Origin of the sequence: Bradyrhizobium sp. C9 (genome assembly GCF_002532045.1) — a bacterium.
GTDB lineage: Bacteria > Pseudomonadota > Alphaproteobacteria > Rhizobiales > Xanthobacteraceae > Bradyrhizobium.
On record NZ_NWTG01000007.1, the window covers coordinates 24,600 to 45,301 of the forward strand.

Genomic DNA, 20,702 nt, shown 5'->3' on the forward strand with positions numbered 1-20,702 from the left:
CCGGAATGGAACCGTCTATCGTCCTTCGAACCCGGAAGAGCCCTTGGTGATGTTCATGAACATCAGGGCTATTGCAGATGCGGCAGCAACAAATGCCGCGGTCCATCTGACGGTGGAGACGGCAAAGGCGGCGTCAAGCCGCCAGCTTGTGGGTACCGGCTCCGTCGAGGCAAGCGGTACCACATCCGGAAAGTACCAATTGCAGAGTAGAGCGAGCACGACCGCGAGGATCGCACTACCGAAAAAGACGAAGGTTAATCGCCGTTTCATGGAACTCCTCCTGTCAATGGGAGAATGTTGCCAGACCTGACGGCATCGACCAATTCAGGAGTTTCCCTTAGGCGATGTACCGCTCGCCCGTTCCGTTGGGGACGCGAGCGGGCCGGAAATACTGCGTTCAAGCGTGGTGGAGGGCGTGCCGGAAGCGTCTACAATATCCCAATCGATCATTCCGGTTTCAATGTTGTCTTGGATCAGGACTACATCGGACGTCGCGTCCGACGCGTCGTTCCGCCGCGATGCCACGCGGTGCAGCCGTGTGGCGCGCCCGGCGGTCAGGAAAATGCCGCGAAAGTCAACTTTTGCGTCGCGAGCAACGGCTTCAGCGCCACCACGCTCCGCCGGCTTCAGGAAGACCGCATCGAGTATTACCGAAATGCCCTGGCCCAATGTGTGCGCGGCATGCTCGAGCATGGTCTGGTAGACGCGGTTCGATGCTTCGGGAGTATAGGTCTCCGGCGATAATATGGCGTGCTCGGCAACGTGATGGAGCTGCTTGCGAATGACATCCGATCGCAGGACCAGCGCGCCCGGGGGCGGCGCGATCAGATGCGCCATGTCGCGCGCCAGCACGCTCTTGCCGGTCCCGGACTTCCCGCCAACTGCAATCAGGCGGGGCGGCTCTGGCTCAATGAGGCGGCGTGCAAGCTCGAAATAGCGCTTCGCTTGGGCGTCGATTGCTTGATCGAGCCGGTGCTGCCGTGCCTTGGTGAAGAGCACGTTGGCCCGGATCGCTGCGCGCATTGATAGGAAAAGTGGCAGCAAACACAAAGCACCCGATTGCGAATCCCAGGCGGTCTGCATGTAGCTATTGAACAGCCTGTTGGCCACGATCTCTCGTCGGAAGTACAGCAGGTCCATCAGTGGAAATGCGAGGTCGTAGAGGACGTCGGTCGTCGCGATATTGGGGTCAAACTCGATCGCATCGAACAGAACGGGCTCGCCGTCGAGCAGGACGATGTTGCCGAGATGTGCATCGCCGTGACAGTAACGGACCTGCCCTGCGGCGGCGCGGCGGTGCAACAGTTCGAGGTTGCGCGCGAGGGCCTGATGGCTCAGTTCGTGCAACCCATCAATCTCTTCCCGGGAGAGAGCTGGTGCGGCGCAAAACTGCTCCGTATTGCGATCGATGATGACAGGCAGCGAGGCAAGCCATGGGGATCCTTCGCGTCCGATTGCGGTCCGATGAGATTCGAGCAGGATGGCGGCCAGTCTCTCGCCGAGTTGCGGCTGGATTGCATCTTGCTCGGCGAGATGATCGAGCGTCTTGTTTTCATCGAAGCGAGCCATTTCGACGGCCCATTCGACAACCGGTCCAGTCCCCTCGACCGCAAGCCCATCGCGCCCACGCGTGATCGGAACCACCCTGCGATAGATGGAAGGGGCGTGGCGCTTGTTGATGGCAATTTCATCCTCGCAAGCGCGCCGCCGCTTCTCCAATGTCGAGAAGTCGAGATAGGGTAGCTTGACCGCTCGCTTGATCTTCAGGACGCGCGAAGGTTCGAGAAAGACGATCGAACAATGGGTGTCGATCCGCTTTACCGCCGCGTTCGGTTGGCCAGACCCGGCCAGGAATGACAATACAGCGGCTTGGCCGGTCTCGCCTGTGGCCGCCTCTGGTGATGATGCCGGCGTCATCATGGCTTCAAGACGGCTGCGCCGACGAGCTTGCCGTCCCGCAGGCGCGCGAGTGCTTCATTCGCCTGGTCCAACGGAAAGACGGTGACGTGTGTCCGGATTCCAGCCTTTGTCGCCGTCTCGAGAAAGTCGACGCCATCTTGTCGCGTGAGGTTGGCAACGGAGACGATCTGCCGTTCACCCCAAAGGATGTCGTAGGGAAAGCTCGGGATATCCGACATGTGAATGCCGGCACAGACCACCCGTCCACCCTTTCGGAGCGTGCGCAGCGCAAGCGGGACAAGCGGCCCGGTGGGGGCATAGATGATCGCGGCATCAAGCTCGGCCGGCGGCCGATCTTCTGAAGCTCCTGCCCAGCATGCGCCGAGCGATAATGCCAAGTGCTGGGCCTCGGTGTCGCCCGCGCGGGTGAACGCGTACACATTCCGCCCTTGCCAGCGCGCCACTTGCGCCACGATATGTCCCGCCGCGCCAAAACCGTAGATGCCGAGTTTGCGGCCGTCGCCAGCCATCACCAGGGAGCGCCAGCCGATCAGGCCGGCGCAGAGCAGCGGTGCCAGCTCCGCATCCTCGCCGTCTTCGCCGAGCGGAAAGCAGTAACCGGCGTCTGCCACCAGGTGCGTGGCAAAGCCGCCGTCCCGCGTATAGCCGGTGAATAGGGGGGCGTCGCAGAGGTTTTCCTTGCCTTCCCGACAGTAGGGACAATGCCCGCAGGTCGATCCGAGCCAGGGGACGCCGACGCGTGTGCCGAGATGCAAACCGTCCACGCTTTCACCGATCGCATCGATACGGCCAACCACCTCATGGCCGGGAACGATCGGATAGGCGATATCGGGCAGTTCTCCGTCGACGACATGCAGGTCGGTGCGGCAAACGCCACAGGCGTTGATCTTGACGCGCACCTCACCCGGGCCGGGAATCGGATCGGGCCGCTCGGTATATTGCAGCCGCGCGCCGCGCGCGGGAAGGATCATGGCGTGCATGACGGCACTCGCTTGGGTCTGTGCCTTTCCTTTGATCACACGACATTGGTCCGGTTTTGATCCTGGTCAACGGCCGGGGGCTGTTCCTGACTAGCTTTGCTTCGCAAGCAACACTCAAGCAGGAGGCACTGATGGCTAACGACGTGATCCCCGTAGGAACCGAGCGCGCCCTGGCGCGGCGGGAGAGCAATCCTTTCACGTTTCTGCAGCAGGAGATCGACCGGCTGTTCGACGGATTCAGCCGCAATTTCCCGACGTTCGCCGCGCCGCAGGCGATGATGCCGCGCATGGACGTCAGCGAGACCGACAAGACCGTCGAGATTTCCGCCGAGCTGCCCGGCCTCGAGACCAAGGATGTTCAGCTCAACCTTGCCGACAACACGCTCACGATCCGCGGCGAGAAGAAGAGCGAGCGCGAGGAGAAGGACAAGGACTATCACCTGATCGAGCGCAGCTTCGGCGCGTTCTCGCGGTCCGTTGCACTGCCCGAGGGGGTCAAGGCGGAAGACGTCAGCGCCGAGATCGCCAAGGGCGTGCTCAAGGTCACCGTCAAGAAGCCGGCTCCCAAGCAGAGCAGGCAGATCGACATCAAGACGGCGGCGTAGCCGTCTTACCGGGCGCGTCGCCCCGTTAGGTAGCGACGCGCCCTCGAAACAGCCGTCCAAAGGGGATCAACCATGTACGAGTTTCTTCAGGAAACCGTTGCGAGCAACATGACGAGATCGGTACGAAGCGTCGCTCCCGAACTGACCGTCGGCGACTTGTACCGGTTGTTCGCGAAAGACGACTATGACGCCTATCCTGTGGTCCGCGACGATGTCGTGGTCGGGTTCGTCACGAAGCTGGACGCCCTGAAGGTGTTCGCCTGTCCGGTAGATCACATGCTGCCACGTTACGACGATCGCATGGGAACGACGGTCGACGAGATCATGTCGTCCGACGTGATCGCGGTCGAGTCGGATACAAATCTGCAGCGCGTTCTGCAGCTGATGGTTGCGCATCGGCTCAAGAGCCTGCCCGTGATCGACAAGTATCACCACCTGGTCGGGATCATTGCTCGCGAGGATGTCATGCGGGCTCTGGCGCGCTGCACGAAGCGGCAGGCGCCTCCGCTCGTTCCCTGCGAGACTGCCCGATGTCTACGTTTGGCTTAGATCGGGTTCTTTCACCTCGATCGGTCGCGCTCGTCGGTGGCAGCTCGCGTCCGTCTTCGCTCGGCCTGGCGGTGCTGATGAGTCTCAAGGCGTGCGGCTTTGCCGGCCGCATCGCCGTGGTCAACCCGAACTACACTGCAATCGACGGCGAGACTACGTCCCCGAGTATCAAGTCACTTCCATTCGTTCCGGACCTCGTTGCGATCACGGCGCCTGCGGTCGCGATTCCCGGAATCATCTCGGACGCTGCCGCGGTGGGTGTTGCCGGTGCGGTGATCCTGTCTGCCGGCCTCGGGCACGGTGCCGGCTCGCTAGCCGAGACGGTCGCGCAGACCGCGCGCCGGCACGGCATCCGCCTGATCGGGCCGAACTGCCTCGGCGTCATGGTTCCGCACGCCAAGCTGAATGCGAGCTTTGCCGCGCATCAGCCCGCGGAAGGGCGTCTGGCTCTGATCTCGCAGTCCGGGGCCGTGGCTGCCGCGATGATCGAGTGGGCGGCAGAGCGGCGGCTCGGCTTCTCCGGCATCGTGTCGATCGGAGACCAGCTCGACGTCGATGTCGCTGATATGCTCGACTATTTCGCGCAGGACGATCACACCAACGCGATCCTGCTTTACATCGAGGCCGTCAAGGATGCGCGCAAGTTCATGTCGGCCGCCCGTGCCGCGGCGCGGCTCAAACCGCTGATTGTCGTGAAAGCAGGCCGGATGGCGCAGGGCGCCAAGGCCGCAGCCACCCATACCGGCGCGCTGGCCGGTTCGGACGCAGTCTATGACGCGGCGTTCCGCCGGGCCGGCATGCTGCGCGTGTACGACCTTCGGGAATTGTTCGACTGCGCCGAATTGCTCGGCCGCGGCTTCGTTCCGCGCGGCAACCGGTTGTCGATCCTGACCAATGGCGGTGGGCTCGGCATCCTCGCGATCGACCGGCTCGTTGAGCTCGGGGGCGTTCCGGCGAGCTTGTCGGCGGAGACGATTGCGGCGCTCGATCGGGTCCTGCCAGAAGGCTGGTCTCGCGCCAACCCCGTCGATATCTCCGGCGACGCCGATGCTGCCCGCTACGTGTCTGCGCTCGACGCATTGCTCGAGGACACTAACAGCGACGCCGTGCTGGTCATGAACGTGGAAACGGCGGTCGCGCCGACCGAAGGAATCGCCGAAGCGGTGGCACAATGTGTTCGTGACCGTCGGACCAGGAAGAGTGACGTTGCCGCGCTGGTGCTCGCATCGTGGGATGGTGCCGACGAGCGCACCGCGGCTACCTTCGAAGCTGCCCGCGTCCCGCATTTTCCCACCGAAGATGACGCGGTGCGCGCTTTCATGTACTTGGTGAGATATCGCGAGGCCTCCATCGCACTGGCCGCAACTCCGCCCAGTATCGCCGCGACGCTTGCTCCGGAGACGGCGGTGGCGCGGCGCGTGATCGCGAAGGCGCTGTCCGAGGGGCGGGGATGGCTCGACCCGGCCGAGGTCGTCGCCCTGTTTGAGGCTTACGATATTCCGATTGTTCCGACCGTTGTGGCCCGTGATGCCGACGAAGCCGCGGACAAGGCCGCGCCTTTTCTTGCACCAGGGCTTGCCGTAGCGGTGAAGCTGTTCTCCCGCGACATCAGGCACAAGTCGGACATCGGCGGTGTCATTCTCGGCTTGCGGACTCGCGAAAGCGTCGCACAGGCGGCCAGGACGGTGCTCGCGCGCGCCCGGGCAGCGCGGCCGGATGCCGTCCTGCAAGGCGTGACGATCCAGCCGATGATCGAGCGGCGCGCGGCACGCGAATTGCTCCTCGGCATTGCCGACGATCCGACCTTCGGTCCCGTGATCGTGTTTGGCCGCGGCGGAACCGCCGTCGAAGTAATCAACGACAAGGCGCTGGCGCTGCCGCCGCTCGACATGAACCTGGCGCGCGACCTCGTCGGGCGTACCCGGGTCTCGCGGCTGCTTGCGGCCTACCGCGATGTGTCCGCCGTGCCGGCCGAAGCGGTGCCGCTTACCCTCGTCAAGCTGGCGCAGATGGCGGCCGATATTCCGGAGGTCGCCGAGCTCGACATCAATCCGCTGCTCGCGGACGAGACCGGTGTGCTGGCGCTCGACGCGCGCGTGGCGATCCGCAAGCCCGCGCGGCTGTTTGCCGGTCAGACGCGGCTCGCGGTGCGGCCCTACCCATCGCAATGGGAAGGAGAGCTTGCCCTGAAGGACGGCTCGCGCGTCGTGGTCCGGCCGCTTCGGCCGGAAGATGAGCCGATGGTCGAGAGCTTCTTCAGGAGAGTGACAGCCGAGGATCTCAGGCTTCGCTTTTTCCAGGCAATGAAGAATTTTTCGCACGCGTTCATTGCGCGGCTGACCCAGCTCGACTACGCGCGTGCGATGGCCTTTGCGGCGCTGGATCCGAGCACCGGCGCCATGGTGGGCGCAGTCCAGCTCCATTCGGACTCGCTCTACGAGAATGCCGAATACGCTATCCTGCTGCAGTCCGACCTCAAGGGTAAAGGGCTTGGATGGGCGTTGATGCAGCTCCTGATCCATTATGCGAGGTCAGAAGGACTGAAGCGGCTGTCCGGCGAGGTGCTGGCCGAGAACACCACCATGTTGTGCATGTGCCATGAGATCGGGTTCACCGCGGCCACAGAGCCGACCGACCACAGGATCGTCAATGTTGTCCTCGACCTCTCCCTTCCGGTGGTAGATGCCTTGGGCGCCGACATCCTGATCCGGCGCAGTCGTGATCAAAGCGGCGTGACGGCAACGACACGATAGGGATGCATGCCGTCCGCCTCGCGGACGGAGACATACTCGCCGAGCCGGAAGCGCTCATTACCGAAATGATAGCCGGCTTCATCGGCTGTCGAACCAGTCACGTCGTAGTGGAAGCGCCAGTTGCCGCCCTGACCATGAACGAGGTGACCGAGCTGATTGTCTTCCGCGGGGCGCTGACGAACGACGCGGCAAGCCTCGCGGTGGGCTTTCCAGGCTTCGACATCGATCCGCGACGCCGTGTCGAGCGGGGCGACGATGATATAGCCGATCGCGGACGCACCCTCGGGGTGATCATGCTCGCGCGCGCGTTCGAGCCGAACCTGCCTGAACGAGTGCGGCAACGCAGTGTTTCGCAGAGGCGTGAAGGCGGCGCGATTCATCGAAAATCTCCCTGAACATGCCCGAGGCTGTCGGGCAACCTGTTCAATTCTAGTGGCTCGGCTCGCTAAGCCGTTGATTTGGGTCAAGCGCATGTCTGGGGGGCGCGGTGAGGCTGGTTGCGCTGGGTCAAACACAGCCGTCTCCAGCAGCCTAAGGTGAACTGCAAATTGGAGTCCGAATCTTGCTCAACGCCCCGGCCCTGACAGCGAATACGGAAGATCCGCGCGTGCTGACCGCACGTGGAGCCTGGAACGTTGCCAACGTCGAAGCGCTGGAGCGGCTGTGTGCGAACGCCACGCGTGCCGATATCGGCTCGATCGATGTACGTCGCGTCACCGCGCTCGATACCGTCGGGGCTTGGCTTCTTGAAAGGCTGGCCCGTGGCGGTGCGACCAGGGCAGCACTCACCGGTGCCGACGGTCCATATGGCGACCTGCTCGAAGAGGTACGAGGACTGAACCGTTCCGGCCCCGCCGAACGCAGATCGGTCAACCCCGTGCGGCAGAAGCTTGATCAGCTCGGCCGCAGCAGCCGGCGGCTGGCGTCGGATTCGGCGGCATTCCTGCATATGCTCGGCGCCTTCAGCGCAGCGCTGCTCGGCATTCTCAGGCATCCGCGATCGTTCCGACTGACGTCGACCGTCTATCAGCTCGGTCGGGTGGGCTGGCAAGCGGTGCCGATCATGGCGCTGATCACGTTCCTGATCGGCGCCATCATTGCTCAGCAGGGCATCTTCCATTTCCGCCGCTTCGGCGCGGAATCGTATGTCGTCGACATGGTTGGCATCCTCGTGCTGCGCGAGATCGGCGTGCTGATCGTGGCCATCATGGTGGCCGGACGCTCTGGCAGCGCCTATACCGCCGAGATCGGCGCGATGAAGATGCGCGAGGAGATCGACGCGCTCAGCACCATGGGGCTCGATCCTGTCGCAGTCCTGATCCTGCCGCGAATCCTGGCACTGGTGGTGGCGTTACCGATCCTCGCCTTTCTCGGCTCGCTCGCGGCGCTCTATGGCGGCGGGCTCATCGCCTGGCTCTATGGCGGCATGAGTCCGGCGATCTTCATCGCACGCCTGCACGACGCGGTTTCTATCACTCATTTCGAGGTCGGCATCACCAAAGCGCCATTCATGGCACTCGTGATCGGGCTGGTCGCGGCGGTGGAAGGATTGAGCGTCAAGGGCAGCGCGGAGTCGCTGGGACAGCAGACGACAGCCTCGGTCGTAAAATCGATCTTCCTGGTGATCGTGCTCGACGGGTTGTTCGCGGTCTTCTTCGCTTCGATCGGGATGTGACCATGGCCGACACGCCAGCGATCCATATCCGCGACCTCGTGGTCGGCTTCGGCAAGAAGATCATCCTCGATCATCTCGATCTCGACGTGAACGACGGCGAAATTCTCGGCCTCGTGGGCGCGTCCGGCGGCGGAAAGTCGGTGCTGATGCGGACATTGGTCGGCCTGCTTCCGAAGCGGAGCGGGCAGATCGATTTCGCGGGCGACAGCGATGACGAACGCCGCTGGGGCGTCCTGTTTCAGCAGGGAGCGCTGTTCTCGGCCTTGACCGCTCGCCAGAATATCCAGTTTCCGCTGCGCGAGCGCGCGCGGCTGTCGCCAGGGCTGCTGGACGAAATTGCGGACGCGAAGCTCGAGATGGTCGGCCTTACGCGCGAAGACGGGGACAAGTATCCGTCCGAGCTCTCGGGCGGCATGACCAAGCGGGTTGCGCTCGCGCGGGCACTGGCGCTCGACCCCTCGCTGTTGTTTCTCGATGAGCCGACGTCCGGTCTCGATCCCATCGCTGCGGGCGAATTCGATACCTTGATCCGGACGCTGCATCGGACGCTGCGTTTCACCGTGTTCATGGTGACGCACGACCTGAATAGCCTGCAAGCCATCTGCGATCGCGTCGCCGCGCTCGCCGACGGCAGGATCGCGGCCATCGGGCGGCTGTCATCGGTGCTCAAGTCCGATCATCCCTGGGTCCAGGCGTATTTTCACGGAGCCCGGGCGCAGAAGCTGGGCCTCGGCAACTAGGCAGAGAGAGACGCAAATGGAAATCCGCGCGCCTTACATTGTCGTTGGTGCATTCGTATTGTCGGCAATCGTCGCTGTGTTCGGCTTCGTCTACTGGCTGAACAATTTCGGTGGAATCGGAAAGCGGGAGACATATCAGCTCGTCTTTACCGATCCCGTGCCGGGTCTACTCGTCGGGGCAGGCGTTCTCTTCAATGGTATCCGCGTCGGCGAGGTCACAGCCCTTGAACTGGCTCCGGAACGCCCGCGCGAGGTTCGCGCCAGGATCGCAGTCGCCGAGCGGACGCCGGTGCATACCGACACGCGTGTCGGTCTCGACTTCCAAGGATTGACCGGTGTTCCGGTGATTGCGCTGGAAGGCGGAGATGACCCCCAGGCATCGCCGGCACGCGAACCGTTGGTTGCCGAAAAGGGCGCCGGGCGGAGCATGACGCAGGCCGCCCGCGATGCGCTACGCCGGGTCGATGCCGTCCTGTCCGAGAACGCCGCGCCGCTGCATAGCACGATCGACAATCTCAGCACGTTCGCCGACGGTCTCGCGCGCAACACGCCGAAGCTCGATGGAATCGTGGCCGGACTTGAGCGCATGACCGGAGGTGCGCCCGCGCCGCGCAAGGTGGTGTACGACCTTCACGCGGTGGACGGCTTCGGCGCGCAACGCCATGCGAAGCTGCCTGTGCAGCTGGTGATGGCGGAGCCGACCGCGATCGCACGCCTACAGACCCAGCGCTTCTTGTTCTCGCCGGATGAAGAAACTCAGGGATTCGAAGGTGCGCAGTGGAGCGACAGTCTCCCGGTGCTGGTGCAGGCGCGGTTGCTGCAGAGCTTCGAGAATTATGACGTCGAGCATGCGCCACTCCGCGCCGACAGCGGCGTAGAAGGTGCGCCGCGTCTGCTGATCGACCTGCGCCGGTTCGAAATTGTGCAGGGACCTCAACCGCGCGCGACGATCTCCTTGTCCGCGAAAATCGTGGACCGAAATGGTCAAGTAAAGGCTGCAAAGCTTCTCGAGAGTTCGGAAGGAATTGGCTCACTCACACCGTCCGAGGCGGCAGCTGCATTCGATAAGGCTTTTGGCACCCTCGCAAGGGAGCTCGTGATGTGGATTGCGGCGACAGACTGACCGTTGCAGCGCCTCGCAATGACCGTCCCGGATACGATTTGCTCGGCGGCTGCCGCCGAGCCAAGGGCGTCGCGGCCTAACGATCGGTGACGAGCAGGCTGCGGCAGTGCCGCGCAATACTGACTTCCTCATTGGTCGGAATGACCAATATGTCGACCGGGCTGCCCTCCGCGGCGATACGTTGCGCGCCCTGAGCATTTGCGGCTGCATCGATGCTGACCCCGAGCCAGGAGAGGCGATCGCAGATGCGCCGCCGGATTTCCGGGGCGTGCTCGCCGATGCCGCCGGTAAACACCAGGCCATCGAGGCCGGCGAGGGTATTTGCCATCACGGCGACTTCTGCGGCGACACGAAATGTGAAGAGATCGACGGCTTCGCGAGCCGCAGGATCATGGCTAGCCAGCAGGGCGCGCATGTCGGCTGACACGCCTGAGACGCCGAGCAGACCCGAACGTTCGTACAGCAGGTGCAGCACGTCATCGACCGACATTTTCTCTTGCTGCATGAGATAAAGCAGCACGCCGGGGTCGATCGTTCCACAGCGTGTCCCCATCACGAGACCGTCGAGTGGGGTCAATCCCATCGTGGTGTCGACGCTGTTGCCGTTCTGCAAGGCACAGAGGCTTGCGCCATTGCCGAGATGCGCCACGACGACGCGCTTGTCGGCCCATTGCGGCGCGATCGCGGTGAGCTGGCTCGCGACGTATTCGAAGGAGAGGCCGTGGAAACCGTAGCGGCGGATGCCGCGCTCCTCGAATTTTCGAGGGATGGCAAAGCGGTTGGCCGGCGGCGCCAGGCAGTGATGGAAGGCCGTATCGAAGCAGGCGATCTGCGTCAGCTCCGGCTGCAGCGACAGCACGGCCCGGACCGGCGCCAGACAGCGCGGCTGATGCAGCGGCGCAAGCGGCGTCAACGCCTCCAGCGCGGCGAGAGTCTGCCCTGTGACGACGACCGGGCGATAGAACGCGCGCCCGCCATGGACGATGCGATGGCCGACGGCGGCGAGCTTGCCGCCGTCGAGATAGTCTTCAATCCAGGCAAAGATGTCGCTGAACAGACCGTTGTCCTCCGACGTGCCGCTCGCGCGACGCTTCTCGAACAGCTGCTTGCCCGAGGCGTCGCTCACGACGATGCGCGGGACCTTCTCCTGCTCGTCGAGCAAGCCTCTGCATTGCAGCTTTGGCTCGGCCGGCGCGATGTCGAACAGGCCAAATTTGATGCTGGATGAGCCGGCGTTGAGCACCAGGACGCTGTCAGACATAGACGGTCTCTCTCGCGTGCTCGCTGCCTCAGTCAACGGATTTGTGACCTGTCGCGCCGTAGGGCCAGACCCAGTCCTGGATCTGCGGCATGTCCTCGCCATGCTCGCGCACGTAGCGCGTATGCTCGATCAGGGCGTCACGCAATTGCTGCTTGACGTGCGCGGCCGCGATGTCGAGCCCCGGCACACGCTCGATTGCTTCGATGGCGAGATGGAAGCGATCGAGGCCGTTCAACACCACCATGTCGAATGGCGTCGTGGTGGTGCCTTCCTCCGCAAAGCCCCGCACGTGCATTCCGTCGTGATTGGTGCGGCTGTAGGTCAGGCGATGGATCAGATAGGGATAGCCGTGATAAGCGAAGACGACAGGCTTGTCGCGGGTGAACAGACCGTCGAAGTCGCGGTCGGACAGGCCGTGCGGATGCTGCTCCGTCGGCTGCAGCGTCATCAGATCGACCACGTTGACGACGCGGATCTTCAACTGCGGCAGCGCCTTGCGGAGCAGATCGACGGCGGCGAGCGCCTCCAGCGTCGGGACGTCGCCGGCGCAGGCCATCACCACGTCTGGCTCGGCCCCGACTGCTTCGGTGCCGGCCCATTTCCAGATGCCGATGCCTGCTTCGCAATGGGTGATCGCATCGCGCATCGAGAGCCATTGCGGCGCGGGTTGCTTCCCGGCGACGATCACATTGATGCGGTCGTAGGTGCGCAGGCAGTGATCCGCGACCCAGAGTAAAGTGTTCGCATCAGGCGGGAAGTAGACGCGGACGATGTCGGCCTTCTTGTTGGTAACGAGATCGACAAAGCCGGGATCCTGATGACTGAAGCCATTGTGGTCCTGACGCCAGACATGCGAGGTAAGGAGATAGTTCAGCGACGCGATCGGCCGCCGCCAAGGTAGCGCCCGCGCGACCTTCAGCCATTTGGCATGCTGGTTGAACATCGAATCCACGATGTGGATGAAGGCCTCATAGCAGGAGAAGAAGCCGTGGCGGCCGGTAAGCAGGTAACCCTCGAGCCAGCCTTGGCAGAGATGCTCGCTCAGGACCTCCATCACGCGGCCGTCATGAGCGAGATGCACGTCATAGGGCTCGATGCCCTCCATCCAAACCCGGTCGGTGGCCTCGAACACCGCGTCGAGCCGGTTGGATGCGGTTTCGTCCGGCCCCATGATGCGGAAATTGCGGGCCTCCGCATTTAGCTCCACGACCTCGCGCAAGAACTTGCCGAGTTCTCGCGTGGCTTCGGCGACGGCGTCGCCCGGAGCGGAGACCTCGACCGCATGCGCACGGAAATCCGGCAGCTTCAATTCCCGCTTCAGGAGACCCCCATTGGCGTGCGGGTTCGACCCCATCCGACGATCGCCTGCGGGCGCAAAGGCCTGCAATTCAGGTACGAGCCGGCCGTTCGAATCGAACAGCTTTTCGGGCTCGTACGTGCTCATCCAACGTTCGAGCAGTTTCAGATGCGCGGGGTTGCCGCGCGGGTTGGCGATCGGCACCTGATGTGCACGCCAGAAGCCTTCGACCTTCAGCCCGTCGACTTCCTTCGGTCCGGTCCAGCCCTTCGGACTGCGCAGCACGATCATCGGCCATCGAGGTCGCTTGAAGCCACCGGTCTGTTGGCGCGCGGCTTGCTGGATCGAGCGGATGCCGGCGAGCGCGGTATCGAGCGTGTCGGCCATCTGCCGATGCATAGCACGCGGATCGTCGCCTTCTACGAATAGTGGCTCGTAGCCGTAACCGATGAAGAGGCTGCGGACTTCCTCGTCATCCATCCGCCCAAGCACGGTGGGATTGGCAATCTTGTAGCCATTGAGGTGCAGGATCGGCAGCACTGCGCCGTCGTGCACCGGGTTCAAGAACTTGTTGGAATGCCAGGACGCCGCGAGCGGGCCGGTTTCCGCCTCGCCGTCGCCCGCGACGCAAACGGCAATCAAATCGGGGTTGTCGAACACTGCGCCATATGCATGAACCAGTGCATAGCCGAGCTCACCACCTTCGTGGATCGAGCCGGGCGTCTCCGGCGCCGCGTGGCTCGGAATACCGCCGGGGAAGGAGAACTGGCGGAACAGCTTGCGCAAGCCATCCGCGTCGCGCGTCACCTCCGGGTAAACTTCCGTGTATGTGCCTTCGAGATAGGTGTTCGCGACCATGCCGGGACCGCCATGGCCGGGACCGCAGATGTAGATGACGTTGAGGTCGGAGGCGCGGATCGCGCGATTGAGGTGGGCATAGATGAAATTGAGCCCCGGCGTGGTGCCCCAATGTCCAAGCAGGCGCGGTTTGATGTGCTCGGGCTTCAGCGGCTCTTTCAGGAGGGGATTCGCCAGCAGATAGATCTGTCCAACGGAGAGATAATTGGCGGCTCGCCAATAGCGATCGAGCAGCTCAAGATCATCCGTGCGTGCTTGCTCGTTTGGAGTGGTCGCAGATTGCATGTCGCTCTCCCGGAGTTCGAAGATGACCTCGGACGCCGCTATCGGTTCCACGTTAGAGGGCGAATATGACGGGAATGGCTTGAGCCAGCTCAAACATGCACGCCAATTCGGACCAGATCGTCAACGTCCCACTGACGTGCATCACCATGAGACGTTCAAGGAACGGAAAGCTCGATGTCGCAAGCGGAACCGAACGCCCACGAGGTCAGTTTCGCTCGCGCTCCAGGAGTTCCGGCGATGCGTCGCTTCGTAAGCATGCCTGCGTTGGCGTGGCGCCACGCGGTCGAGGACAACATCCGTCACCTGCCTGCGCGGGACAAAAGATGCCCGGCAAAAGCGAGCCGGGCATTAAATATCTAGACAGCCTCCCGGGAGTAGGGGGGCTGGTCCTGGTAACTTTATGTAAGCATGCAGCGGCCCGCGGCGAATTGAGCCGGCGCAAGGAATCGCAGATCGGTCCTCACCGCAAACGGGTGGCGGATGGCTCTTGCTCCAGGTCGTTTGGCACCATTCCATATGTCCTCAGCACGGTGGTTCTCGTCTCCGGATAGCCGGTACAGACGACAGCTGCGGCACCAGCGTGGCCGAATGTCTTCCATAAGTGCTTGGCATGCTCTATTGCCGCTGCGGGGCTGCCGCACTTGGCCTGCTGGCCCGGAACGAGCCCGCCATCGGTCCGGTCGTACGGCAGGGCAATGAAATGCGTGATCCCGTCCATTGAGGCCCCTTTCTCGTTCGGTCGACGTCACTCAGCAAAGCATTGTGCGATGACAGCTATCTTGATCTGCCTCAGCTCATTTCGTTTGATCCGGATCAAGGCGGAATAGGCGCATCTCGTTGCTGTTGAGGGTTCGAAAGGGAGCTTGCTTGCCATTGAGCTCCCTCCTCTCGAAGATGGGCTGGTCAGCGTCATGGGAAAGCTCGTGTATTTTCCGCAATCGCGTCGGTCGAAGCACGAAGAGGTGGCGTCGGGAGCGGACATTCGCCATTCGTTCCGTCAAATGTTGTTGATGCTCGAACTGCAACTGCTCCAGATCAGCGGCTTGGTCGCTGTGTGTCCGGCCGGAGCGGCCAGGACGAAGCTGCAGCAGCAGCACGACCGGCTGCTCGGTCGCGTTGCGGTCGCGCGACAGCACGCGCGAGCGCTCATCGGCGATTGATGCCGGCTCACATCGAGGGCGATCGATCGCCCTGTTCGTCGCCAAGCGAAAAATGAGCCCTGCTGCAGAATTCCGATAGGGGATTTTACGTGAGTTAAATCTCGCGGCTCAATAGTCCGCACTGGCTCAGGTGAGCCCATATTGACTTGCGCGTGCCCAGGTCAGATCGGGTAACCGTTTGCGGTAAATCAGTTGGTGAAAGCGATGAATTTCAGGATCTCTCTGGCACAGCGCATCTACGCAATTGTCGGGCTGAGCTTTTGCGGGCTCGCCGGCCTGGCCGCTATCCAGACAAGCAATTTGGCGGGCGCTCTGCGCGGGCAGCGGCAGAGTGAGCTAAAGCACCTTACTCAGTTGGCTCTGAGCATTGCACAGGAAGAGCATGACGCCGTCGCAGGCCGCGGGGTAGATGGAGACGTTGCCCGTCGCAACGCTGCGGCCAGGATCGGCGCACTAAGGTTCGGGAACGGGGATTACTTCTGGATCAACGATCTCGGCCCCACGATGATCAAGCATCCGATCAAGCCGGAACTCGATGGGAAAGACTTGGGTGACATCAAGGATCCGACCGGCAAGCGGCTCTTTGTCGAGTTTGCCGAGATCGTGAAGCGGAAGGGCGAAGGGTTCGTCGACTATCAGTGGCCGAAGCCGGGGTTGGATGCACCTCAGCCGAAGCTATCATTTGTCGCGGGCTTTCAGCCGTGGAATTGGGTCATTGGCACAGGAGTGTATGTCGACGATCTTCAGGCTCAGGTTTGGGAACGGGCACAAAGCATCATCACGATTGCTGCAGCGATCGTACTGTCCGTGGGGCTGGTAACACTGCTGCTTGCCCGACGGATATCCAAGGCTCTCGTCACTATGACGGGCGCCCTCAACCGGTTAAGCGGCGGTGATTTCGACATGAAGCTCCCGGGGCTCGAGCGGCCCGATGAGCTGGGCGACATGGCGCGTTCAATCGAACAGTTCAGGATTCGGGCTGCTGAAAAGGTGCGTGACGAGGCGAGGCAGGACGAAGAGAGGCGCCGCGCGACCGAGGAAGTCCGGGCATCAGCGTTGCAGCAGATGGCCGCAAATGTCGAGAACGCCACAAAAGTCGCTGTCGGCGAGGTTGCCTCCGGTACGGATCGGATGGCAAGGAACGCTTCCATGATGAGGGACACGGCACATACGCTGGAGAGAAACAGCAGCAGTGTCGCTGCGGCCGCCGAAGAGGCACTTGCAAACGCCCAGACCGTCGCAAGGGCATCCTCGCAGCTGGCCGCGTCGATATCGCAGATCGCCGATCAGGTGGGGACGTCGCGTTCCTTGACGCTGGAGGCCGTGACAGCATCGACGGAAGCCCAGGCCACAATCGCCAAGCTGTCGGAAGCCGCGTCAAAGGTGGGAACTGTGACGAGCCTGATCAGCGAAATTGCCGGCCAGACCAACCTTCTGGCATTGAACGCCACAATCGAAGCAGCGCGAGCCGGAACGGCTGGTCGCGGTTTCGCGGTTGTAGCGGCAGAAGTGAAGTCGCTGGCCGAGCAGACGGCGAAAGCAACAAATGAGATCGCGCAGCAAATCACCGAGATCCAGGAGGCGACGCATGCCTCGGTTGCATCCATCACGACCATTGGTGAGGTCATCCGCAGCGTCGAATCGGTGTCGGCCGCAATCTCAGCCGCGGTCGACGAACAAAACGTCGTCACGGCTGATATCTCGCGGACGGTCGAAGAGACGTCGCACGCGGCTCGCGAGGTGGCATCCCAAATTGCCTCAGTGTCGGCCGAAGCGGTCGAAACCGGCCGACGCGCCTCGGAAATGCACGACGGATCGACGGCTATTGCGGAGAATGTCGCCGAACTGCGCACGACGCTCATTCGTGTCATCCGCACGTCGACAACCGATGTTGATCGCCGGCTGTCTTCGCGCGTGGCCTTTCGGCGGTCTGGAGCATTGTTATGGCGCAGCGAGACGAAGCGTATCGAGGTCCGTGACGTGTCGCTCGGCGCGGTCTTGGTCGAGTGCAGCTTGCCGGACGTAGCGATGGGCGAGTCAGTCGAGCTGACGATCGAGGGGCTTTCATTCCGGCTTGGCGGTGTTGTCGGGCGTATGGGCCGCGGCTCGGTGTTGATCAATCTGAATCTGACGGCAGAGAGCGAGCAAAAACTGTCTGAGATACTCTCAACCGAACGCGCGCGGGCCGCTGCGGCTTAGGGATGGCTTCTCGGGGGCGATTTTACTCGCAAGGTTGCCGGCTTGCCTTGCGCCTCGGCGAGCGTCCTGGACGGCACTTGTCCAAAGGTAGATCGATACATCCTTGAGAACTCGCCCATGTGCCAAAAGCCGTGGGCCAGTGCGCTCGCCTTGACTGTGAGGCCGGGGTAGCCCATGCGCATATGCTGTCGAACAAGCCAAAGCTGACGTAGCCGTCGGTATTGATGAACGCCGGTGCCACAGATCGATTGTGCCGCGGCATGAAGCGTGCGAACCGAGATCCCGAGTTCGTTCGCTAGCTCGTCGCATGTCTTGTTGGAGGCGGGGTTCGAAAAGATTGCATCGTCTATGCGATCGATGATTCGCTTGTAACGTTCCGCAATATTGGCTTTGCCTCCTTCAAATGCCCCGCGACGAAGCACTTCATCGAGCGTGGTGCATAATGTTCCTTGTATTGCCAACAACTGGCGACTGTCGACCGGCTTCGACTGGTGGGCCGCGAACCTCAACGTCGATTGTATAAGGGTCTGAAGGTATGCCAACGAATCTTGTGGCAATCCAAGCAACAGGTAGCCGGCGCTCAACTCTGTCCATTTCGGAGCAAGAAGTTCCGGCCGCATGGAAAGAATGGCAACCAGCCGCGGCTCCGGTTCGAACACCGTACAGTTTGCGCTCTTGTTGATAACGATGATCGAATGACGGACTGCTTGTCCATTGAGACGCGCGGACGCGATTCGGTCCATCGGGACAACGAAGACGAGCCGCCCGGACAACTCGTAGCCGTTGATGATCCGTGGGAACGTTCGCACGAGAGAGAGCGTAGCCGAGGGCAAAGACAGACTGGCCCGCAGGACCGAAAACGGCTTTGCCGTGAGCGGAATGCTCGAAGCCTGCACATAACGCTCACTTTCGCGAAAATGATCGATGTCGGCATAGGCCTGCAGGTCGAGCGCGGGCGATGCAGAGAGGCTGTCGAAGAGCATTTGCTGTAACTCGATTGGGCAATCCGCGGACTATTGTACCGGCGGCGCCCAATTGAAAATTACGTACAATTACTTATGCCTCGGGAAGCGGTGCCCCTCGGCTAGAGCCCGGCAGCGATCGCGATCCGCATCAGCTCCGACATGCTGCGGACATTGGTCTTGGCCATCAGGTTCGCCCTGTAGACCTCGACCGTGCGCGGGCTGATGCCAAGGTCGTGGGCGATCACCTTGTTGATCTTGCCTGCCACGAGGCCCCGCAGAACGTCACGCTCGCGCGGCGAGAGGTCCACCAGGCGAGCTTCGGCTTCGCGCTTGACCGTATCGTCGGCCGGCGCCGCCGACTGTGTTTGCAAGGCTTCGCCGATTGCACGCAACAGTGCCTCGTCCTCGAACGGCTTTTCGATGAAGTCAACAGCTCCGGCCTTCATCGCCTCGACCGCGAGCGAGACGTCTCCGTGGCCAGTCATCAGAATGACCGGACATGCTACCGCGTCGGCCTTCAGTTTGCGGACCAGTTCGAGGCCGCTCATGCCGGGCATGCGAATATCAGATACGATGCAGTCGACCGTTTTGCTCTTGAACTGATCGAGAAAATCGCTCGCCGTCTCGTGCGTCGTTACGGCAAACCCGTTGACGTCGAGGAGGAAGGCCAGTGAATCCCGCATCGCTGGATCATCGTCGATCACGAGAATTGTGCGCCGCGTCATCATGCTTATTCTCCGTCCTCCGCGAAGGGAAGGATGAACTGAAAAACTGTGCCGCCTCCGGTGTTTGGCATCACGTCGATCCGTCCGCCATGGGATTCGATGATGGTCCGGCAGATCGAGAGGCCGACGCCCATGCCATGCTCCTTGGTCGTGATGAAGGGCTGAAATAGACGGTCGGCGATGTCAGGGCTGATGCCCGGACCGGTATCGGCAATGGTGAACGTCGCAACACCGTTAATCCTGGCGACGCCGACGGTCAATTCGCGGCGCGGACCGGAGGCCATCGCCTCGATTGCATTGCGAACCAGGTTGAGCACGACCTGCTGAATCTGGATCTTGTCGACGATGATCGAGGGCATGTCCCGGTCGCTGCGGATCGCCACCCGGACGCCCTGCTCCTTGGCGCCGAGCAGCGCCAATGCGACAGCTTCTTCAAGCAGGGTGGCCGGGCTCTCCAGGGAATGTTGGGTCTCGCCCTTGGCGACGAATTCGCGCAGACGCTTGATGATGTCGCCAGCTCGTAGCGCTTGCTGCGCGGCCCGCTCGAGCGCGTCCCGAATGCGGGTGGCGTCCGGTGTCTCCGACGCCAGCAGTGCTCTCGCACCACGCATGTAGTTCGTGATGGCTGATAGCGGCTGGTTGATCTCATGCGCGATTGAGGACGCCATCTCGCCCATGGCGGTCAATCGCGACACGTGAACCAGCTCGGACTGCAGCTCCTGAAGCCGCCGTTCCTGCGCACGACGCTCGGTGAGATCGCGGATAAAGCCGGTGAAAAAGCGCTCTCCGCGTACCTTGGCCTCGCCGACGGCCAGCTCCATCGGAAAGGTCGAGCCGTCGCTTCGTTCTCCGACAACGATGCGGCCAATGCCGATGATGCGACGCTCGCCGGTCGTAAGGTAGCGCTCGAGATACCGGTCGTGCTCGCCGCGATACGGCTGCGGCATCAGGCTCGAAACGTTCTTACCGACGACCTGGTCCGCCTTCCAGCCAAACAGGCGCTCGGCTGCCGCGCTGAAGGAACGAATAACGCCGTGGTCGTCGATGACGATCATCGCGTCAGGGACCGTGTCGAGGATCGACTGCAGATGGGCTTGGCGATTTCGCGCCTGATCGCTTTCGTTCAGCAGCCGGTCGCCCATAAAGCCAAGGATCGGGCCGAGGACGGCAAAACAGGCGATATCGATCAGATTCGCTGGCTCGGTGACCAGACTTTTGCCAAGAAATTTGGCGCTGATTACGAGGCAGAGCAGCGTGGTGAGGATCGCCGGACCACGACCGCCTGCGAACGCGGCAAACAGGACGGCCGGGACGAACATGATCGTGAAGGTTCGGTCTTCGAAATAGTTATCAAGCCCTGCACGAACCGCGAACACGAGCGCGGCCGCTGCCGCGGCAGTGCCATAGCGGTACCAGATGCGGTCGGTCATATTCCCCCAGGCAAGATCCTCAGCCTGATCGATCCTACAACGTTCCGACGCTTCGTGCCACCGGCCGCTCTATCCAGGGCAGTTGTGAACTGGCCTATTTGACCCAGGCACGCCAATGTGTGGGTTGCACAAGGATGCGTTCGGCAGTCTCCGTCTTCACCCAGCCGCCCAGGATGC

Annotated in this window: 18 protein-coding genes; 7 read left to right on the forward strand and 11 right to left on the reverse strand. The window is 62.3% G+C overall.

The window, feature by feature from the left end:
• Window positions 1-15 precede the first annotated feature (15 nt).
• The 3 genes from CO675_RS16885 to CO675_RS16895 are packed head-to-tail and all read right to left on the reverse strand — an operon-like array spanning window position 16 to window position 2,900.
• Window positions 16-270, reverse strand: coding sequence for a hypothetical protein (locus CO675_RS16885; protein ID WP_097673041.1), 255 nt, complete (start codon window positions 268-270; stop codon window positions 16-18).
• Between the two features lie 54 nt (window positions 271-324).
• Window positions 325-1,917, reverse strand: a complete 1,593-nt coding sequence (locus CO675_RS16890) for a bifunctional aminoglycoside phosphotransferase/ATP-binding protein (RefSeq protein WP_349644025.1) — start codon at window positions 1,915-1,917, stop codon at window positions 325-327.
• A complete protein-coding gene (locus tag CO675_RS16895) occupies window positions 1,917-2,900 on the reverse strand; it encodes a zinc-dependent alcohol dehydrogenase family protein (RefSeq protein WP_097673043.1) in 984 nt (327 codons plus the stop codon). The genes CO675_RS16890 and CO675_RS16895 overlap by 1 nt, the downstream gene beginning before the upstream one ends.
• Before the next feature lie 131 nt (window positions 2,901-3,031).
• On the opposite strand from CO675_RS16895, the gene CO675_RS16900 reads away from it, so the two are divergent.
• From CO675_RS16900 to CO675_RS16910, 3 genes are all read left to right on the forward strand, one after another.
• The gene (locus CO675_RS16900) at window positions 3,032-3,505 is read left to right on the forward strand and encodes an Hsp20/alpha crystallin family protein (RefSeq protein ID WP_097673324.1); all 474 of its coding nucleotides are present in this window, start codon (window positions 3,032-3,034) and stop codon (window positions 3,503-3,505) included.
• Window positions 3,506-3,577: 72 nt separating this feature from the next.
• The gene (locus CO675_RS16905; RefSeq protein WP_097673044.1) at window positions 3,578-4,054 is read left to right on the forward strand and encodes a CBS domain-containing protein; all 477 of its coding nucleotides are present in this window, start codon (window positions 3,578-3,580) and stop codon (window positions 4,052-4,054) included.
• Window positions 4,036-6,807, forward strand: coding sequence for a bifunctional acetate--CoA ligase family protein/GNAT family N-acetyltransferase (locus CO675_RS16910; RefSeq protein ID WP_097673046.1), 2,772 nt, complete (start codon window positions 4,036-4,038; stop codon window positions 6,805-6,807). Before CO675_RS16905 ends, CO675_RS16910 begins: the two co-directional genes overlap by 19 nt.
• Here the strand turns inward: CO675_RS16910 and CO675_RS16915 are convergent.
• On the reverse strand, window positions 6,777-7,187 hold the full coding sequence (locus CO675_RS16915) for a hypothetical protein (protein WP_097673047.1): 411 nt from the start codon (window positions 7,185-7,187) through the stop codon (window positions 6,777-6,779). The genes CO675_RS16910 and CO675_RS16915 overlap by 31 nt on opposite strands.
• Window positions 7,188-7,369: 182 nt before the next feature.
• Between CO675_RS16915 and CO675_RS16920 the strand changes: the two genes are divergently transcribed.
• From CO675_RS16920 to CO675_RS16930, 3 genes are read left to right on the forward strand one after another with little or no spacing between them, the layout of a single operon-like run.
• A complete protein-coding gene (locus CO675_RS16920) occupies window positions 7,370-8,482 on the forward strand; it encodes an MlaE family ABC transporter permease (protein ID WP_502693388.1) in 1,113 nt (370 codons plus the stop codon).
• A 2-nt stretch (window positions 8,483-8,484) separates the two neighbouring features.
• Window positions 8,485-9,222, forward strand: a complete 738-nt coding sequence (locus CO675_RS16925) for an ABC transporter ATP-binding protein (protein WP_097673048.1) — start codon at window positions 8,485-8,487, stop codon at window positions 9,220-9,222.
• Between the two features lie 16 nt (window positions 9,223-9,238).
• Window positions 9,239-10,345, forward strand: a complete 1,107-nt coding sequence (locus CO675_RS16930) for an ABC-type transport auxiliary lipoprotein family protein (protein ID WP_097673049.1) — start codon at window positions 9,239-9,241, stop codon at window positions 10,343-10,345.
• A gap of 76 nt (window positions 10,346-10,421) precedes the next feature.
• Here the strand turns inward: CO675_RS16930 and CO675_RS16935 are convergent, their stop codons facing one another.
• From CO675_RS16935 to CO675_RS40580, 4 genes are all read right to left on the reverse strand, one after another.
• Window positions 10,422-11,606, reverse strand: coding sequence for an acetate/propionate family kinase (locus CO675_RS16935; RefSeq protein ID WP_097673050.1), 1,185 nt, complete (start codon window positions 11,604-11,606; stop codon window positions 10,422-10,424).
• 28 nt (window positions 11,607-11,634) lie between these two features.
• Window positions 11,635-14,046 carry a phosphoketolase family protein gene (locus CO675_RS16940; protein WP_097673326.1) on the reverse strand — a complete coding sequence of 804 codons (2,412 nt, stop codon included), beginning with the start codon at window positions 14,044-14,046 and terminating at the stop codon, window positions 11,635-11,637.
• A gap of 460 nt (window positions 14,047-14,506) precedes the next feature.
• Window positions 14,507-14,764, reverse strand: coding sequence for a hypothetical protein (locus tag CO675_RS16945; protein ID WP_097673051.1), 258 nt, complete (start codon window positions 14,762-14,764; stop codon window positions 14,507-14,509).
• A gap of 76 nt (window positions 14,765-14,840) precedes the next feature.
• Window positions 14,841-15,182 (reverse strand): hypothetical protein, encoded by a 342-nt coding sequence (locus CO675_RS40580; RefSeq protein ID WP_158231260.1) that lies wholly within the window; start codon window positions 15,180-15,182, stop codon window positions 14,841-14,843.
• Window positions 15,183-15,410: 228 nt separating this feature from the next.
• Between CO675_RS40580 and CO675_RS16955 the strand changes: the two genes are divergently transcribed.
• Window positions 15,411-17,405 (forward strand): methyl-accepting chemotaxis protein, encoded by a 1,995-nt coding sequence (locus tag CO675_RS16955; RefSeq protein WP_097673052.1) that lies wholly within the window; start codon window positions 15,411-15,413, stop codon window positions 17,403-17,405.
• On the opposite strand, the gene CO675_RS16960 is transcribed toward CO675_RS16955, so the two are convergent.
• From CO675_RS16960 to CO675_RS16970, 3 genes are all read right to left on the reverse strand, one after another.
• On the reverse strand, window positions 17,402-18,388 hold the full coding sequence (locus CO675_RS16960) for a helix-turn-helix domain-containing protein (protein ID WP_097673053.1): 987 nt from the start codon (window positions 18,386-18,388) through the stop codon (window positions 17,402-17,404). The genes CO675_RS16955 and CO675_RS16960 overlap by 4 nt on opposite strands.
• Before the next feature lie 101 nt (window positions 18,389-18,489).
• Entirely contained in the window at window positions 18,490-19,098 is a 609-nt protein-coding gene (gene fixJ, locus CO675_RS16965; protein WP_198964633.1) for a response regulator FixJ, read from the reverse strand.
• Window positions 19,099-19,100: 2 nt separating this feature from the next.
• Window positions 19,101-20,525 carry a PAS domain S-box protein gene (locus CO675_RS16970; RefSeq protein ID WP_097673054.1) on the reverse strand — a complete coding sequence of 475 codons (1,425 nt, stop codon included), beginning with the start codon at window positions 20,523-20,525 and terminating at the stop codon, window positions 19,101-19,103.
• Between the last annotated feature and the right edge of the window lie 177 nt (window positions 20,526-20,702).